This is a genomic window from Calidithermus chliarophilus DSM 9957 (genome assembly GCF_000430045.1).
Lineage (GTDB): Bacteria > Deinococcota > Deinococci > Deinococcales > Thermaceae > Calidithermus > Calidithermus chliarophilus.
The window spans coordinates 279,766-295,293 of record NZ_KE387027.1 but is presented as its reverse complement, the minus strand read 5'-3'; the positions used below and the strand labels follow the sequence as shown (position 1 = coordinate 295,293).

15 protein-coding genes are annotated in these 15,528 nt (G+C 67.6%); 6 read left to right on the top strand and 9 right to left on the bottom strand.

What is annotated here, in order from left to right:
• Positions 1 to 357: 357 nt before the first annotated feature.
• From MEICH_RS0118460 to acpP, 5 genes are all read left to right on the top strand, one after another.
• A complete protein-coding gene (locus tag MEICH_RS0118460) occupies positions 358 to 1,341 on the top strand; it encodes a beta-ketoacyl-ACP synthase III (protein WP_027893815.1) in 984 nt (327 codons plus the stop codon).
• A 97-nt stretch (positions 1,342 to 1,438) separates the two neighbouring features.
• Positions 1,439 to 2,341 (top strand): ACP S-malonyltransferase, encoded by a 903-nt coding sequence (gene fabD / locus MEICH_RS0118455; RefSeq protein WP_027893814.1) that lies wholly within the window; start codon positions 1,439 to 1,441, stop codon positions 2,339 to 2,341.
• A 68-nt stretch (positions 2,342 to 2,409) separates the two neighbouring features.
• Complete coding sequence (fabG, locus tag MEICH_RS0118450) at positions 2,410 to 3,147, top strand: 3-oxoacyl-[acyl-carrier-protein] reductase (RefSeq protein WP_027893813.1); 738 nt, start codon at positions 2,410 to 2,412, stop codon at positions 3,145 to 3,147.
• Positions 3,148 to 3,149: 2 nt separating this feature from the next.
• Positions 3,150 to 3,887, top strand: a complete 738-nt coding sequence (locus MEICH_RS28930; RefSeq protein WP_169730707.1) for a GNAT family N-acetyltransferase — start codon at positions 3,150 to 3,152, stop codon at positions 3,885 to 3,887.
• 41 nt (positions 3,888 to 3,928) lie between these two features.
• Entirely contained in the window at positions 3,929 to 4,159 is a 231-nt protein-coding gene (gene acpP, locus MEICH_RS0118440; RefSeq protein WP_027893811.1) for an acyl carrier protein, read from the top strand.
• Between the two features lie 56 nt (positions 4,160 to 4,215).
• Here the strand turns inward: acpP and MEICH_RS0118435 are convergent, their stop codons facing one another.
• The 7 genes from MEICH_RS0118435 to aroQ form a co-directional block, all read right to left on the bottom strand.
• Positions 4,216 to 6,030: a pilus assembly PilX N-terminal domain-containing protein gene (locus MEICH_RS0118435; protein WP_027893810.1), complete on the bottom strand. Its 1,815-nt coding sequence runs from the start codon at positions 6,028 to 6,030 to the stop codon at positions 4,216 to 4,218.
• Positions 6,031 to 6,045: 15 nt separating this feature from the next.
• On the bottom strand, positions 6,046 to 6,738 hold the full coding sequence (locus MEICH_RS0118430) for a PilW family protein (protein ID WP_027893809.1): 693 nt from the start codon (positions 6,736 to 6,738) through the stop codon (positions 6,046 to 6,048).
• A gap of 6 nt (positions 6,739 to 6,744) precedes the next feature.
• Positions 6,745 to 7,398, bottom strand: a complete 654-nt coding sequence (locus tag MEICH_RS26005; protein WP_084542420.1) for a type II secretion system protein — start codon at positions 7,396 to 7,398, stop codon at positions 6,745 to 6,747.
• Positions 7,395 to 7,871 (bottom strand): GspH/FimT family pseudopilin, encoded by a 477-nt coding sequence (locus tag MEICH_RS0118420; RefSeq protein WP_036219697.1) that lies wholly within the window; start codon positions 7,869 to 7,871, stop codon positions 7,395 to 7,397. The genes MEICH_RS26005 and MEICH_RS0118420 overlap by 4 nt, the downstream gene beginning before the upstream one ends.
• A gap of 322 nt (positions 7,872 to 8,193) precedes the next feature.
• Entirely contained in the window at positions 8,194 to 9,366 is a 1,173-nt protein-coding gene (locus MEICH_RS0118415; RefSeq protein WP_027893807.1) for a DUF1501 domain-containing protein, read from the bottom strand.
• A 14-nt stretch (positions 9,367 to 9,380) separates the two neighbouring features.
• Positions 9,381 to 10,589 carry a DUF1800 domain-containing protein gene (locus MEICH_RS0118410; protein WP_027893806.1) on the bottom strand — a complete coding sequence of 403 codons (1,209 nt, stop codon included), beginning with the start codon at positions 10,587 to 10,589 and terminating at the stop codon, positions 9,381 to 9,383.
• A gap of 52 nt (positions 10,590 to 10,641) precedes the next feature.
• Positions 10,642 to 11,076, bottom strand: a complete 435-nt coding sequence (gene aroQ / locus MEICH_RS0118405; RefSeq protein ID WP_027893805.1) for a type II 3-dehydroquinate dehydratase — start codon at positions 11,074 to 11,076, stop codon at positions 10,642 to 10,644.
• 335 nt (positions 11,077 to 11,411) lie between these two features.
• On the opposite strand from aroQ, the gene MEICH_RS0118400 reads away from it, so the two are divergent.
• Positions 11,412 to 12,398, top strand: a complete 987-nt coding sequence (locus MEICH_RS0118400) for a LysM peptidoglycan-binding domain-containing M23 family metallopeptidase (protein WP_051304339.1) — start codon at positions 11,412 to 11,414, stop codon at positions 12,396 to 12,398.
• Between the two features lie 263 nt (positions 12,399 to 12,661).
• Here the strand turns inward: MEICH_RS0118400 and MEICH_RS0118395 are convergent, their stop codons facing one another.
• Together MEICH_RS0118395 and MEICH_RS0118385 are read right to left on the bottom strand one after the other, a co-directional pair.
• Entirely contained in the window at positions 12,662 to 13,339 is a 678-nt protein-coding gene (locus tag MEICH_RS0118395; protein ID WP_027893803.1) for a uracil-DNA glycosylase, read from the bottom strand.
• A 374-nt stretch (positions 13,340 to 13,713) separates the two neighbouring features.
• Entirely contained in the window at positions 13,714 to 15,279 is a 1,566-nt protein-coding gene (locus MEICH_RS0118385) for an acyl-CoA carboxylase subunit beta (protein ID WP_027893802.1), read from the bottom strand.
• Positions 15,280 to 15,528: the final 249 nt, after the last annotated feature.

The window sequence follows — 15,528 nt, the reverse complement described above, 5'->3', positions numbered from 1 at the left end:
TGATGGTCGATAGCTGATAGCCCATAGCCGATAGCTGAACGCCGGACGCGCGTCTTACGTCCTACGTCGTACGCCAAACGCCAAACGTAAGACGCCAAACGCCTTTTCTTCACCCCCCTTAACAAGGGGGGCTGGGGGGGATACCCCTGCCCGTGGGCGGGGAGGGCTTCCTTTCACCACAAGCCACAGGCCACGAGCTACGAGCTATTAGCCTCCCGCTGACGGCTGAAAGCTGACGGCCACCGCCCGCGCGTTTTCATTGAACGCGGTTCACGACCGCACGGTGCCTCGAGCGGTAAACTTACGGGGTATGGCTGCACATCGCATGACGCAACCGGCCCGGCGCGGAGGAGTGGCGTGAGCGTCGGGATTTTGGCCTTGGGGACCTATGCGCCCCCGAAGGTGATGACCAACCACGACTTCGAGAAGTTCCTCGACACCTCCGACGAGTGGATCACCAGCCGCACCGGCATCAAGGAGCGGCGCATCGCCGATGAGCACGAGTTCACCTCCGACCTGGCGATCCGGGCGGTGGAGAACCTCGTCGCGCGCTACGGGGAGGGGGCGCTCGAGGGCGTGGACCTGGTGATCGTGGCGACCAATACCCCGGACGCGCTCTTCCCGGCCACGGCGGCTTTGGTGCAGGACCACTTCAAGCTCAACGCCGGGGCCTACGACCTGCTGGCGGGCTGCCCCGGGTGGGGCTATGCGCTGGCCCAGGCCTACGGGATGGTCCACAGCGGGGTCTGCAAGAAGGTGCTGGCCATCGGGGCGGAGGCCCTGACCAAGATCATCAACTGGCAGGACCGCTCCACGGCCGTGCTCTTCGGCGACGGGGCGGGGGCCGCGGTGATCGGGCAGGTGCCCGAGGGCTACGGCTTCAAGTCCTTCGTGCTCGGCGCCGACGGCTCGGGCGCGAAGGAGCTGGCGCTGGGCTGCCTCAACCCCCGGCTGCCCGGCGACCTGCCCATGCCCAAGACGGTCTACATGAACGGGCGCGAGGTCTTCAAGTTCGCGGTGCGGGTGATGAACGAGGCCTCGCTCGAGGCCATCCAGAAAGCAGGCCTCACCCCCGAGGAGATCAAGTTCTTCGTCCCCCACCAGGCCAACGCCCGCATCATCGAGTCGGCGCGGGAGCGGCTGGGCCTGCCGGTGGAGCAGGTGTGGGTGAACGTGGACCGCTACGGCAACACCTCCACCGCCTCCATGCCCATCGCGCTGCAGGAAGCCCTGGACGCCGGGCAGATCCACGACGGCGACCACATCCTCTTCGTCACCTTCGGCGCGGGGCTCACCTGGGCCGCCAGCGTGATGACCTGGTGGCAGCCGGATCGGGGCTAGAAGCCATACGCTGGAAATGAGCCATCGTTGATCGGATCGCGTCGGGCCGCTCACCGGGCGGTTGACGGACGCGATCCGCCATACACCGGAGGTACCGATGATCGCAGCGCTATTCCCCGGGCAAGGATCACAGGAAATCGGGATGGGCAAGGCCCTCTACGAGGGCTCCGAAGCCGCACGTGAAGCGCTGGAGAGGGCCGAGGCCACGCTGCCGGGCCTTCTGAAGCTGATGTGGGAAGGCCCCGAGGACGAGCTCAGGCTCACCGCCAACCAGCAGCCGGCCCTGCTGGCGGTGGGCTACGCGGCCTTCCAGGCCTACCTCGAGGCCGGCGGGGCTCCCCCCAGCTTCGCCGCCGGGCACTCCCTGGGCGAGTGGACCGCGCACGTCGCGGCGGGCACGCTGTCGCTCGAGGACGGCCTGCGCCTGGTGCGCAAGCGCGGGGAGTACATGCAAGAGGCCGTCCCGGTGGGCAAAGGGGCCATGGCCGCGGTGCTCAAGATGCCCGCCCAGACCATCCAGGAGCTCACCGCAGGCATCGAGGGCGTGGAGATCGCCAACTACAACTCCCCCGAGCAGACCGTGATCTCCGGCACCGCCGAGGGCGTGGCCCAGGCCTCCGAGCGCCTCAAGGAGCACCGGGCGCGGGTGGTCCCCCTGCCGGTCTCGGCCCCCTTCCACTCCTCGCTCATGCGCCCCGCCCGCGACCGCCTGCACCACGACCTTTTCCAGGTCGAACTGCGCGAGCCGCGCTTCCCGGTCTTCTCCAACGTGCTGGCCCAGCCCGAACACCGCCCAGGCATGATCCGGGAGCTGCTCCTCGAGCAGATCACCCACTCGGTGCGCTGGGTCGAGATCCTGCAGCACCTCAAGGCCCAAGGGGCCACGCGCTTCCTCGAGTTCGGCTCGGGCAGGGTGCTCACCGGCCTGGTGGGGCGCACGCTCGAGGGCGTCGAGGCTAAGAGCCTGACCACCCCCCAGGAGATCGCCGAGAGCGTGTAGCCCATGGCAAGAGGCCACCGGATTGTGGGCTATAAGCTATCGGCTATCGGCTATTTGCAGGAGGTTTCATGCGTAAAGCACTCGTAACCGGTTCATCCCGCGGCATCGGCAAGGCCATCGCGCTGGAGCTGGCCTCCAGAGGCTATTCCCTCGCCATCCACTACGCCTCCAGCCGCGAGGCCGCCGAGGCCGTGGCCGCCGAAGCCCGCGAGAAGGGCGCGCCCCAGGCCGTGGTCCTGGGGGCCGACCTCAGCAGCCCGCAGGCCGCCGCCCAGCTCGTCAGCGAGGCCAACGCCGCCTTGGGCGGGCTGGAAGTCCTGGTCAACAACGCCGGGATCACCCGCGACACCCTGCTCATCCGCATGAAGGACGAGGACTGGGACGCGGTGATCCAGACCAACCTCTCGGCCATCTTCCACGCCACGCGCGAAGCGGTGAAGATCATGATGCGGGCGAAGTGGGGCCGCATCGTCAACATCAGCAGCGTGGTGGGCATCCTGGGCAACCCGGGGCAGGCCAACTACGTCGCGGCCAAGGCCGGGCTGATCGGCTTCACCAAGTCCGTGGCCAAGGAGTACGCCACCCGCGGCATCACCGTCAACGCCGTCGCGCCGGGCTTCATCGAGTCGGACATGACCGCCAAGCTGCCCGAGAGCGTGGTGGCCGAGTACCTCAAGCAGATCCCCGCAGGCCGCCTGGGCAAGCCGGAGGAGGTGGCCAAGGCGGTGGCCTTCCTGGTCTCCGACGACGCGGCCTACGTCAACGGCCAGACCCTCTGCGTCGACGGCGGGATGACCCCGCACTGAGCGTGCTCTCCTACCGGGTGCGCCGGGCCTACGCGCGGGCCTACGAAGACCCCATCCGCTTCAAGGCCGGGGACCCGCTCACCCTGCTGCGCTGGGACGACGAGTACCCCGGCTGGGTGTGGTGCCGCCACCCCTCGGGCCTCGAGGGCTGGGTCCACGAGCAGTTCCTGGTGGTGGACGGCACGACGGGGCTGGCGGTGCGGGCGTACAGCGCCCTCGAGCTCAGCGTGCGGGAGGGCAAGGTGGTCGAGGGCGTCGAGGAGGTGGGGGGCTGGATCTGGTGCGTCAACGCCCACGGCGAGGCCGGGTGGGTCCCGGCAGATCACCTCGAGGCCGCCCAGTCCCCCAGCATCACCTACCGGGTGAGCCCGGCAGTGAGCGACGAAGCCCTCAACGAGCTGTTTGAGGCCGCCTGGGAGGCCCACCAGCCCAGGGACTTCGGCCCCGTGCTCAGCCGCAGCCTGGCCTACGTCTGTGCCTACCACGGCGAGCGGCTGGTGGGCTTCGTGAACCTGGCCTGGGACGGGGGCCTCCACGGCTTCGTCCTCGACGCCACCGTCCACCCCGACTACCGGCGGCGGGGCATCGGCAAGGCCCTGCTGGACATCGCCGCCATCACCGCGCAGCAGCAGGGCCTCGAGTGGCTGCACGCCGACTTCGAGCCGCGCCACGAGTCGTTCTACCGTCGCTGTGGCTTCACCCCGACCCCAGCGGGTTTGCGCAGGCTCAAGCGGCCTTGAAGGGCCCGTGTGGTAGAATCCCCCTTCGGAGGGTTTGAACCATGGATATCCTCGAGTCCGTCAAAGAAGTCATCGTCGACAAACTCGGCGTGGAAGCCGAAAAAATCACCCCCGAGGCCCGCTTCATCGAAGACCTGGGCGCCGACAGCCTCGACACCGTCGAACTCATCATGGGCCTGGAGGACAAGTTCGGGCTCGTGATCTCCGACGAGGAGGCCGAGAAGATCCGCACCGTTCAGGACGCGATCAGCTTCATCCAGAGCAAGCAGTAGGGCTCGAGCACAATCCCCCCACCCGCGCGGGTGGGGGGCTGCGCTTCGGGCACCTCCTACCGGCGCTCGTAGGAGAGCACCTGGAAGACAGGCTTGCGGGCGGCCTCGGGCTGCTGCATGATCAAGGGCTTGTTGCGGCCGGTGTTGACGTAGATGACCTCCGAGCCCTGGCCGGCGTTGCAGCCGCCGTAGTCGGCCACGTTGCCGTTGGTCCCGGCGTCGGTGGTGCAGAAGTAGTTGGAGACCACCGAGCCGAAGAGCTTGCGCTTCTCGCCGGTGTAGAAGGTCTGGCCCGCGTAGATGGGCGCCATGATGTTCTGCCCCTGCTGGAACACGCTGGCCTCGGCCACCAGGCCCAGCACGTGGTGGGGGAAGAGGCCCCGGGTGGTGTCGGGGAGGAAGTTGCCCTCGATGCGGATGTTGCCGCCTTCGGTGTCGGAGGGGTCCAGCTTGGTCAGGACCAGCGAGGCGTTGGGCACGGTGTCGCTGCCGGTGCCGACGTGGGTCCGGGCCACGTACTGCACCTCGGTGAAGACCCGCAGGTCCCAGCCTTCCAGGTGCACCGTGCCGTAGACCTCGAGCTTCGGCTTGGCGCCGGTGGCGTCGAAGAGGAAGCCGCCTTTCTGCCCGTTGGCGTTGGTGTAGGTGCAGTCCACCTTGTTCAGGGTGGTGACGTTTCTACCCCCCTTGTTCTTGGTGTCGCCCACGCCCAGGGGGATGTCCTGGTTCTTCAGGGCGTCGACGCAGCTTTGGGGGAGCGTCACGCCGCTCGGCCCGATCAACTGCGGCCCCGAAGCGGTGTACCTCAGGTGCAACCCCTTGCCCGAGGTCTCGGCCTGGGCGTTGATGCACTGCCGCCACGACCGGGTGGGGTTGTTCGGGTCACAGCCGGCGTTGGGGGCGTTGAGCGTGGGGAACTTGGGCGGGTCGGTGAGGATGTCGAAGGCGGAGGGGCCGTCCTCGGTGCAGAGGTACTTCTGGCTCGCGGGGCAGCCGGTGGAGGAGTTGGGGGTGCCGATGATGTCCTGGGGTCCCCGGCCCACGTAGACGCCCTTGAGCTTGTTGGTCGGCATGCCCACCTGCGAGCTGCCGCTGATGTCCACCTTCCCGTACTGCACGCGCAGGCTCGCGCAGAGGTCGTCCACCTTCTCGTTGGCGTCGTCCATCGCGTCGCGGACCACCTGGTCGTACTCGCCGGTGCGGACGTTGTAGTCGTTGAGCATCTGGAAGTTGCCGTTGGAGATGATCACCGGCGTCTCGGGGTTGGTCCCCACCACGTAGATGCCCCCGCGGATGGAGGTGTTGCCGTTCATGAACTTGTTGGACTGCCCCTGCCCGGCGAAGATGGCGTTGGAGAGGAAGCCGGTGTTGGTCAGGCGCACGGTCATGCGCATGGTGGACGTCGCGCCGCCGGAGGTGCCGCGGGACTCGAGGGTGAAGATCTGGGCGTTGCCGGGGTCGCGGACGAGGGTGATGGTGTAGCTGCCGATGGTCCGGCCGTTGGCGTCCTTGACGACCTCGGGGCTGAGGGTGATGCGGTTGTTGGTGAAGGGGGTGGGCACGCCGTCGCGGTCGAGGTCGAGCCCCGCGCCCAGCGCGTTGAAACAGGCCGTCGAGCCGGTGGTGCCGCTCGAGCCGGTAGGGTCTTCCGCCATGGTCAGCTTGTTCTCGACCCAGCGGTAGTTCTGGAAGAGGGCGGCCTTGTATTTCTGAATCCCCGCCTGGGCCACGTAGTTGGCCTGGGTGGAGGTGATGTCGTTGCGGGTGACGAACTGCTCGATCTGGGTGGTGAAGAAGGTGCCGAACGCCAGCACCCCCACCACGACCATGACCGCTAGCGTCGCAACCAGGGCAATCCCTTGACGTCTCATGGCTTCTCCTTCGGCTTATTGGTTCTTGAAGTTGGGCAACAGGACCTCTTGCTCCATGGCGTAGCAGACGAAGCCGCTGGGGCAGGTGACCTCACCCGTCAGGGTCCTGTAGGTGCTGGACGAGGTGCTGGGGTAAGGGGCGTCCGAGCGCCCCACCACGGACACCCGCGCCGAGCGCGGATAGGCATATTTGGGGTCGCAGTTGGTGGTGTCGGGGTAATTGTTCAGCTTGTTGCCGTTGCTGCAGACGTACTGGACGTCCACGGCGAGGATGTTGCTCGCGAGCTCGACGGGCGTGGGCAGGGGGGAACCGCAGGTGGTTTCCACGCGCTGAAGGGTGCTCCCGGAAAAGGTGTAGCTCACCCGGCGGCAGGCCTCGCTGGCCGTGCGCAGCGAGGTGACGTAGGAGAGGTCGAGGGAGTCCTTGACGTCGGACGAGCTCCCGCTCAGGCACCCGGTCCCCGGGCACGACAGCAGGTTGCTGGTAGCGCCGTTGCCGCTGACGTACTGGCTGGCCCCGGCGAGCTGCAGGTCCTGAGTGATGAGCTGCATGATCGTGCGCACCTTGTCCTGCACCTCGCTCTTGGCCTGTGCCTGGCGGGTGAGCTCGTTCTGGCGCACGAGGTATTGGGACACCACGCCCATCACGACGCCGAGGATGGCCATCGCGACCAGCATTTCGATGAGGGTAAACGCGTGCCTGCGCATGAGGTCCTACCTCCCTCCCCCGGTGCCCGCCACCGGGTCGTAAGGGGCGGGGCAGGGCGTGGGCGCCGACTTCGAGGGGGAGGGGTAAACGTCGTAGCAGCTCACCCGGTTCCCCACCGTCACCGTCATGCCCTTCTCGTGCCGGGCCGTCACCACGACGTCGAGGATCCCCTCGCCCAGGACTCCGGTGTCGCCCGTGACGCGCCACTCGGTCACGATGGGCCCGTCGGTCTGGCTGCCCGAGCAGTCCACGGTTCGCAGCTTCCCGCTGGTCGTGTACGGGCGGACCGTAGACGGGAGGGAGCTCACCACGCTCGGGCAGCTCCAGTAGTAGTCGGTGAACCAGAAGCTCTGCCAGACCCCGGTCTTCTCGAAGATCAGCACGTCGGGGTTCTTGGCGTCGACGTAGTTGTCGTTGGTGATCTGGTCGGTGGTGCCCGCGGGCGTGGCCTTGGTGTCGTCGATCTGTACCGCCAGCACCTCGGCCATCTTCTGCTCGAGCACCCGGTTGGCCGCTGCCTTGACGTCGCTCGCCAAGCGCGCGTTCTGGCTGGCCCGCAAATTGCTGACCTGGGTCATCAGCAAAGCCCCGAAGGCCACGCCGATGATCGCCAGCGCGATCATCAGCTCGATAACCGTCACGCCACTGCGCTTTCTCATTGGACCCTCGCCCTCCCCTGAGCATTGACGATCACGGTCTTGGAATAGCTGTTCCCGAGGTCGGTGAACACCACGTTCCCTCCTCCTTGGTTCTGCGGGATGCCCCTCGAGTCGAACACGATCCCTGTCAGGGTCGTGCCCGTGCCCAGGGTGACCCGGGCCAGCTCGCCCTGGCCCAGCGTCACCTGCTGGACCACCCGGTCGGTGCCCGAGGTGAAGAGCCCGTTGCCATCGGTGTCCACCCAGACCGTATAGGATTTCTGCGAGGTATTGACGCTCAATCCGGCGTAGGTGTTGGACTTGATGGCCTCGAGCCGCGCCCGGGTCACGTTGGCCGACAGCCCTCGAGCCGCCTGGTTCACTGCCGTCCGGTCGGGGCGCAGCACCAGCGTAGCCATCGCCAGCAAGATCCCCAGGACGCCTACGATGATCAGCGCCTCGATAAGGGTGAAGCCATGGTGAGACTTACTCATCTCACCTACGACCCTACACCACTTCCCGCACGGAAGCATAGGCAAATGTGTCTGGCCGTGAAATTATCGTCAAGGACGACATTAATAGCCAAAAATTGGCGGGTTTTCGGGGGAAAAGATGGCGTTTCGCCGTAACATTAAGCTAACGTTTTACCTGGAAATAATCCATCGCCGTGAGGCAACCTCTTACAAATCCGCTATTTATGCGGCTAAAGCGCGGTAAATTTTGCATGAGAGCATGTAATAGAATGCTCGGTTGCGCCGTAAAGACCGACACCCCCTGTTGGGGGTGTCATAAGTCTACCGCTAGAGTTAAGCGGGGTCAGAACAAGGGCAACGGCTTGAAGTCCCCCATCAACACGGTGCGGGCGTCGGCCTGAATCCAGCTCAGGGCCGAGGCGTAGACGTTGCGGAAGTCGGTGCGGTACTTGAGGTCGCCGTCGTCGAGGTCCTCGAGGTCGGGCTCGCCGCCGTAGAGGCCGCCCTTGACCCCGCCACCCAGCACCAGCATCAGCCCGCCCTTGCCGTGGTCCGTGCCGAAGGAGGCGTTCTCCTCCACCCGGCGGCCGAACTCGCTGAAGACCATCACCAGCACGTCCTTGTCGCGGCCGATGGCCCGCATGTCCTGCCGGAAGGCGGCCAGGGTTTGGGCTAAGTAGCCCAGCAGCTCGGCCTGCCGGGGCGGCTGCCCCGCGTGGGTGTCCCAGCCGCCCAGGGTGGTGTAGTAGACCGACGAGCCCAGCCCGCCCGCGATCATGCGGGCCACGTCGGCCATGCTCTTGCCGAAGCTGTTGTCGGGGTACTGCACCTTGTTCTTCACCTCGCGCAGCTTCCCGATCTTGTCGAGCGCCCCGCGCAGGCTCAGCATGGCCCGGCGCACCTCCTCGACGGTGCCGCTGCGGGCCTGCTTGAGCTCGCGGTCGAACTCCTCCTCGTAGGCCTTGGGCAGCCGGATGCTGAAGGTCTCGATGCTCGAGATGGCCGGAGCCGTGCGCTTATCGCCCTGCAACGCCTGGGGCGAGGCCCCGCCCAGGAAGGTGTCGCAGAAGGGGTCGTCCTGCAGGTCGCCCCAGCGGCCCAGCCAGCCGTGCTCCTCCTTGCGGGTGGGGTCGGCGGTGTGCCAGATGGAGGTGGCGATGAAGTGGCTGCGGTTGGGGTTGGGGTAGCCCACCTGCGGCAGCAGGGCGAGCTCGCCGCCGTCCCACAGGCTCATCAGCGGGCGCAGTTGGGGGTGCAGGCCCAGCCGCTCGCCGCGCGCCCCAAGGTCGAGCACCTCCTCGCGCTTGACGGCGATGTTGGGCCGCTTGCGGTAGTAGAGCTCGTTGCGGTAGGGCACCAGGGTGTTGAGCTGGTCGTTGCCGCCGAAGAGGTTGACCACCACCAGGATCTTGTCCTTCGACTGGGCCGCCAGGGCGCTGCGCGAGAGCAGGGAGGGGGCCCCCTGCCCCAGCGCCAGCGTCAGCAGCGATTTCTTGATGAAGTCACGTCGGTCCATGCGCGTCCTCCGCTCTAGAGCAACTGGGCCTCGGGCTTGACCAGCGAGAGCGGCCCGCTGGCGCCGTCCATGAAGACCTCGAGGTCGATGCCCTTCTCCTTGCCGGCCAGCGCCCCGATCAGGTTGAGCCGGGCCAGGAAGGGCGACTCGGCCAGCCAGCTCATGCCCCCGTCCCAGCCCTTGACGTTGGGCGGGTCGAAGGGGACTTGGCCCATGGCGGCGAAGGTGGTGAGGGTGCGGCCCATGGCCTTCTCGTCGTTCTTGCCCAAAACGGGGTCGGTCTGGCGGGCGGCGTAGAGCAGGCCCACCACGTACTCGACGGGGCTCTTGACGATGGCGTTGCGGTGCTGCGGGGCGTAGAACTCCTCGCGGGTGAAGAGCCAGCGCAGCAGCCCGCGGGCCCCGCCGTCGCGGAAGACCTTGGCCCCCTCCTCCACCAGCGCCTGCGGGGGCTCGGGGGTGAGGTAGAAGGCCAGCAGCTTGCGCCCCACGAAGCGGTAGGTCTCGGGGTGGGCGATGAGGACGTCCAGCACCTCGTCGCCGCTCTGGACCGTGCGGCCCATGAAGGTCTTGGGGCCGGGGTCGTGCCACTGCGCGCGGAAGACGAACTCGTAGGGCACGCTGGCGGGCGCCTCGCGGGGCCGCTGGTTGCCCTTCAGCCGCACGGTCCAGCCGGTGAAGGCCCGGGCGGCCTCCTGGATGTCCTGCTCGCTGTAGTGCCCGGGGCCGGTGGTGTAGAGCTCCATCAGCTCGCGGGCCCAGTTCTCGTTGGGGTGCTCCTTGCGGCTTTCGGCGTTGTTGAGGTAGAGCAGCATCACCGGGTCTTTGGCGACGGCCCGGAGCAACTGGCCGTAGGGGCCGTACCCCAGCGCGCGGAAGGTGCCGAGCTGGTTGTAGAAGTCGATGCCCTGCGCCGCCCGGGTCTCGCGGTACTCGGAGGTGAGGTGACCCTGCCAGAACAGCGCCAGCCGCTCGGCGGCCGGGGTGGGGGTGGTGAGCCAGTGCGAGAGCCACAGCCGGGTGATCTCCTGGAGCTGCGGCCCGCGCTCGCTGCGGGTGAAGGCGGTGGTGTAGGCCGGGGCCGGCGCCGGGTCGCGCAGCAGCGAGTCCACGGCGGCCTCGAGCCCCATCTCCACCAGCTTCTGCGCCTCCTCCTTGCGCCCCCGGGCCGCAGCCCGGCGCAGCAGGTGCGCCGCCTCGCGATAACCGAATCGAACAGGCATACTTCCCCTCCTCGTCTGTCAACGAGGCTAAGGCCGGTGCCTGAAACGAGGCTTAAGGCTCGAGGGCGTCCGCCAGGTAGGCCAGGGCCATCTTGTAGGAAAGCGCCCCGAAGCCGCTCACCAGCCCCTTGGCCGCGCTGGCCGTGACCGAGTGGCGGCGGTACTCCTCGCGGGCGTGGATGTTGGAGAGGTGCACCTCCACCACCGGCAGGCTCTGGGCGCGGATGGCGTCGAGCACGGCGATGGAGTAGTGGGTGAGCGCCCCCGGGTTGAGCACGATGGCCTCGTAGCCCTCGCCCTGGGCCTGCTGGATCCACTCGATGATCTGCCCCTCGAAGTTCGACTGGCGGCACACCACCTCCAGCCCCAGCTCAGCCCCCCAGCTCTGGCACAGCTCCTCGAGCTCCTCCAGCGTCATGCGCCCGTACACCTCGGGCTCGCGGGTGCCCAGCATGTTGAGGTTCGGCCCGTTCAACACCAGGATCATAAGGATCTCCCCTTTGGCCCCAATCTAACGGGCGGGAAGGGCGGGGTGCCAGGGGTGGGGTCGGTGGTCGGGAGCCGGACGCGGGGCGCGGGGCGTACGGCGTACGCAATACGCCGAACGTCGAACGCCGAACGCAAAACGCGAGACGCCCTTTGTTGACCCCCCTTAGCAAGGGGGGCTGGGGGGATAAACCCTCCCCGCGCGCGGGGAGGAACGGGGTGGGGTAAACCACGAACTACACGCCACGAGCCTTTCGCTGACGGCTGATAGCTGACCGCTTAAAACTCATCCCTTACCGCTAGTAGCCGGCATGCGATTTCGATAGCATGGACCCGATGAAGCGCTCCTGGATGGCTCTCACACTCGCGCTCGGGCTGGTTCTGGCCCAGAGCACCTATACCGTGCAGCCTGGCGACACGCTGTACTCCATCGCCAAGCGCTTCGGCACCACCGTGGAGGCCTTGCAGGTGCTCAACGGGCTCGAGGACCCGACCAAGATCGTGGTGGGGCAGGTGCTCAAGGTCGAGGGGCAGCCCCCGGCCCCTGCGGTCCAGCGGCTCAGCGCGCCCTTCGGGACGCTCGAGCTGCCCCGCGAGGTCAGCCAGGGCCAGACCTTCCGGCTGCGGGTGCGAAGCGGAGCGGGGGTGACGGTGCGCTTCCTCAACCAGCGCTACGCGGTGCGGGGCGAGAGCTTGCTGATCGCCGTCCCGCGGCTCCACCCGGAGGGCACCTACACCATCGCCTTCGACGCGGCGGGCTCGAGCTACTCGGCCCGGCTGCCGGTGCGCGCGGTGGAGAAGGGCCGCCAGGCCCTCACCCTCTCCCCCGACACCGCCGCGCTGCTGCAGCCCGACAAGATCGCCGCCGAGCTCGCCCGCCTGACCGACCTGTGCAAGAGCGGCCCGGCCGAACAGCTCTGGCAGAGCACCTGGAAAAAACCCGTCGACTCCAACCGCATCACCACCATCTTCGGCATCCGCCGCAGCTACAACGGCGGCCCCTACCGCAGCTACCACGAGGGGCTCGACTACGGCGCCCCCACCGGCACCCCCGTCTTCGCCCCGGCCCCCGGCGTGGTGGCCCTGGCCGAAGCCCTGTTCGTGCGCGGCAACGCCGTCGTGCTCCAGCACGGGCTGGGCGTGTGCAGCGGCTACTGGCACCTCTCGAGGATCGCCGTCAAGCCCGGGCAACGGGTCGAGGCCGGCGACCTCATCGGCTACGTGGGCTCGACCGGGCTCTCCACCGGCCCCCACCTGCACTTCGAGGTGCGAGTCCATGGGGTTCCCACCGACCCTGCGGCGTGGCTGGTGCGGGCGCCGTGATGGGGTGATAGCTTGTAGCCGAACGCCGATAGCCGATAGCCGATAGCCGATAGCTGATAGCTAAACGCCGGGTGCGGGTCGTACGTCGTACGCCAAACGCCAAACGCAAGACGCCAAACGCAAGACGCGGGGCGCCTTGTCACCCCCCTTAGCAAGGGGGGCTGGGGGGGGATACCCCCTCCCCGCCAGCGGGGAGGGACGGGGTGGGGTGAACCACGAGTCACAAGCCTCCTGCTGACGGCTGATAGCTGACCGCTGACGGCTCATCCCTTCTTGCCGCTGAGCCCGGCCAGTGCCTTGGCGCGCTCGAGCACCGCGTCGAACATGGGTGCGGTGAGCTTGCCGGTGTTGGTGTTCTGGCGCGAGACGTGGTAGCTGCTGAGGAGTACTCGGCCGCCGAGGTCGTGCTCGCTGCCGTGGGCGAAGGGGTAGGCGGCCTTGCGCAGGCCGTGGTAGGCCAGCAGCGCGTCGTGGGCGATCTTGCCGAGGGCGAGGTAGACCCGCACTTGCGGGAGGAGGGGGAGCTCGAGGTCGGTCCAGCTCGAGCAGTTGCGGCTCTCCTCGGGGAGGGGCTTGTTGTCGGGCGGGGCGCAGCGCACCGAGGCGGTGATGTAGACGCCGTGCAGTTCGAGGCCGTCCCCCCGGTGGCGGGAGAGGGGCTGGTTGGCGAGGCCGGCCCGGTAGAGCGCGGGGTAGAGGAAGTCGCCCGAGGCGTCGCCGGTGAAGGGCCGCCCGGTGCGGTTCGAGCCGTGCGCTCCGGGAGCTAGTCCGAAAACGAGCAGGCGGGCCTGCGGGTCCCCGAACCCCGGCACCGGCCGCGCCCAGTACTCCCACTCGCGATAGGCCGCACGCTTCTCCCGCCCTACCCGTTCGCGCCATTCCACCAGGCGCGGGCAGCGGCGGCACGTGATCAGTTCATCGTGCAAGCGGTCCAGGCTCATGCCTTCCCAGCCTGCGACCAAGTCGGTTTTTAGGCAAGCCTCAGCCCATCGAGGCAATGAATACGCTCGCGACGATGAAGGCGGTTCCCAAACCCAGGGTCAGTCGGCGTCCCACAACGATCCAGCGGTTGTCGCTCCAGGTCTCCATCGCTTACCTCTGGGCCATAGCATGTTTACAGGGCTTGAGGCCAATCAGAGCCGTAGCTGAGGCCCCGCTGAGTTAAGGGAGCCTAGTGCCCCTGCTCATGAGGAAAACCGGGGGTCATCCGGCGGAAAGGTGACCCTCGAGCTGGCTGGAGCAACGATTTTGTAGGCCCAGAATTCCCTCCCGCAGCGTTCTCCGGGATGGGCTGGGGCGCGGACGAGGAGAACCCTCAGAGCGGGATGTTCCCGTGCTTCTTGTAGGGCCGCTCCTCCTGCTTGGTGGCGAGCATCTCGAGGTGCAGCGCCAGCAGGCGGCGGGTGTCGGCGGGGTTGATCACGTCGTCGATGTAGCCGCGGCCGGCGGCGACGTAGGGGTTGTCGAAGGCCTTCTTGTACTCCGCGATCTTGGCGGCGCGGGTGGCGGCGGGGTCGGAGGAGGACTGGATCTGCTTGCGGTAGATGATGTTGGCCGCGCCCTCGGCGCCCATCACGGCGACCGCGCCGGTGGGCCAGGCCAGCACCACGTCGGCGCCCATGTCCTTGGAGTTCATCGCCAGGTAGGCCCCGCCGTAGGACTTGCGGGTGATGAGCGTAATCTTGGGGACCGTGGCCTCGGCGTAGGCGTAGAGCATCTTGGCGCCGTGGCGGATGATGCCCTGGTGCTCCTGGCCCACGCCCGGCAGGAAGCCGGTGACGTCGACGAGGGTGAGGATGGGCACGTTGAAGCAGTCGCAGGTGCGGATGAAACGGGCGGCCTTGTCGGAGGCGTTGATGTCGAGGGCGCCGGCCATGAAGCGCGGGTTGTTGGCGACGATGCCCACGCTCTGCCCGCCCAGCCGCCCGAAGCCGGTGATCATGTTCTTGGCGTAGGCGGGCTGGATCTCGAGGAATTCCCCGTTGTCGAGCAGGGTCTTGATGACCTCGTGCATGTTGTAGGGCTTCTTGGGGTCGGGGTTGACGAGCTCGAGCAGCTCCGGCGTCTGCCGCTCGACGGGGTCGCCGTTGGGCACCACGGGGGGCCGCTCCTTGGCGTTTTGGGGCAGGTAGGAGAGCAGTTGCTTGATGAGGTCGAGCACGCCCTCGTCGCCCTCGGCCTCGAGGTGGGCCACGCCGCTTTTGGCGGTGTGGATCTCGGAGCCGCCGAGCTGCTCGAAGGTGACCTCCTCGCGGGTCACGCTCTTGATCACCTCGGGCCCGGTGATGAACATGTAGCTCGTGCCCTTGCCCATGAGGATGAAGTCGGTCATGGCCGGGCTGTAGACCGCCCCGCCCGCGCAGGGCCCTAAGATGGCCGAGATCTGCGGCACCACCCCGGAGTAGACGGCGTTGCGGTAGAACACCTCCCCGTAGCCCGACAGCGAGTCCACGCCCTCCTGGATGCGGGCCCCGGCCGAGTCGTTGAGGCCGATGATGGGAGCGCCCACCTTCGCCGCCATGTCCATGGCGCGGGCGATCTTCTGCCCGTGGGTCTTGCCCAGCGAGCCGCCCAGCACGGTGAAGTCCTGGCTGAAGACAAAGACGGTGCGGCCGCCCACCTTGCCGTAGCCGGTGATCACGCCGTCGGCGGGGGCGTCGATGCCCTGCATGAGGGGGGTCTCGAGGTGCTCGGCGAAGGGCATGAGCTCGACGAAGCTCCCCTCGTCGAGTAGGTAGTCGATGCGTTCCCGGGCGGTCATCTTGCCGCCCTCGTGCTGCTTCTTGATGCGTTCGGGGCCGCCGCCCAGCTCCACCGCCTTGCGGCGCTCTTCCATCTCGGCCAGGAGTTCCTCCATCAGAGCTTTGGTGGTGTCAGCCATAGTGAGGGCATCATACCCAAAGCCGCCTCGGCGCTTTGTCCCCGCCCGGATGCAACCGGGACGCTTTTGGTGTTCAATGGGTCCGATGCCCCGCAAGCCCGCGCCCCGCCCCGCCCGCAGAGCCACCCGGGCCCGCCCCTCCGGCCGCACCGGCTGGCTGGTCTTCCTGGTGGCGGCCCTGGGCGGGCTGATCGCCTACTTCAACCTGAGCGCCCCGCCCGCCCCGCCGGCCCACAGCCCCGCACCCCT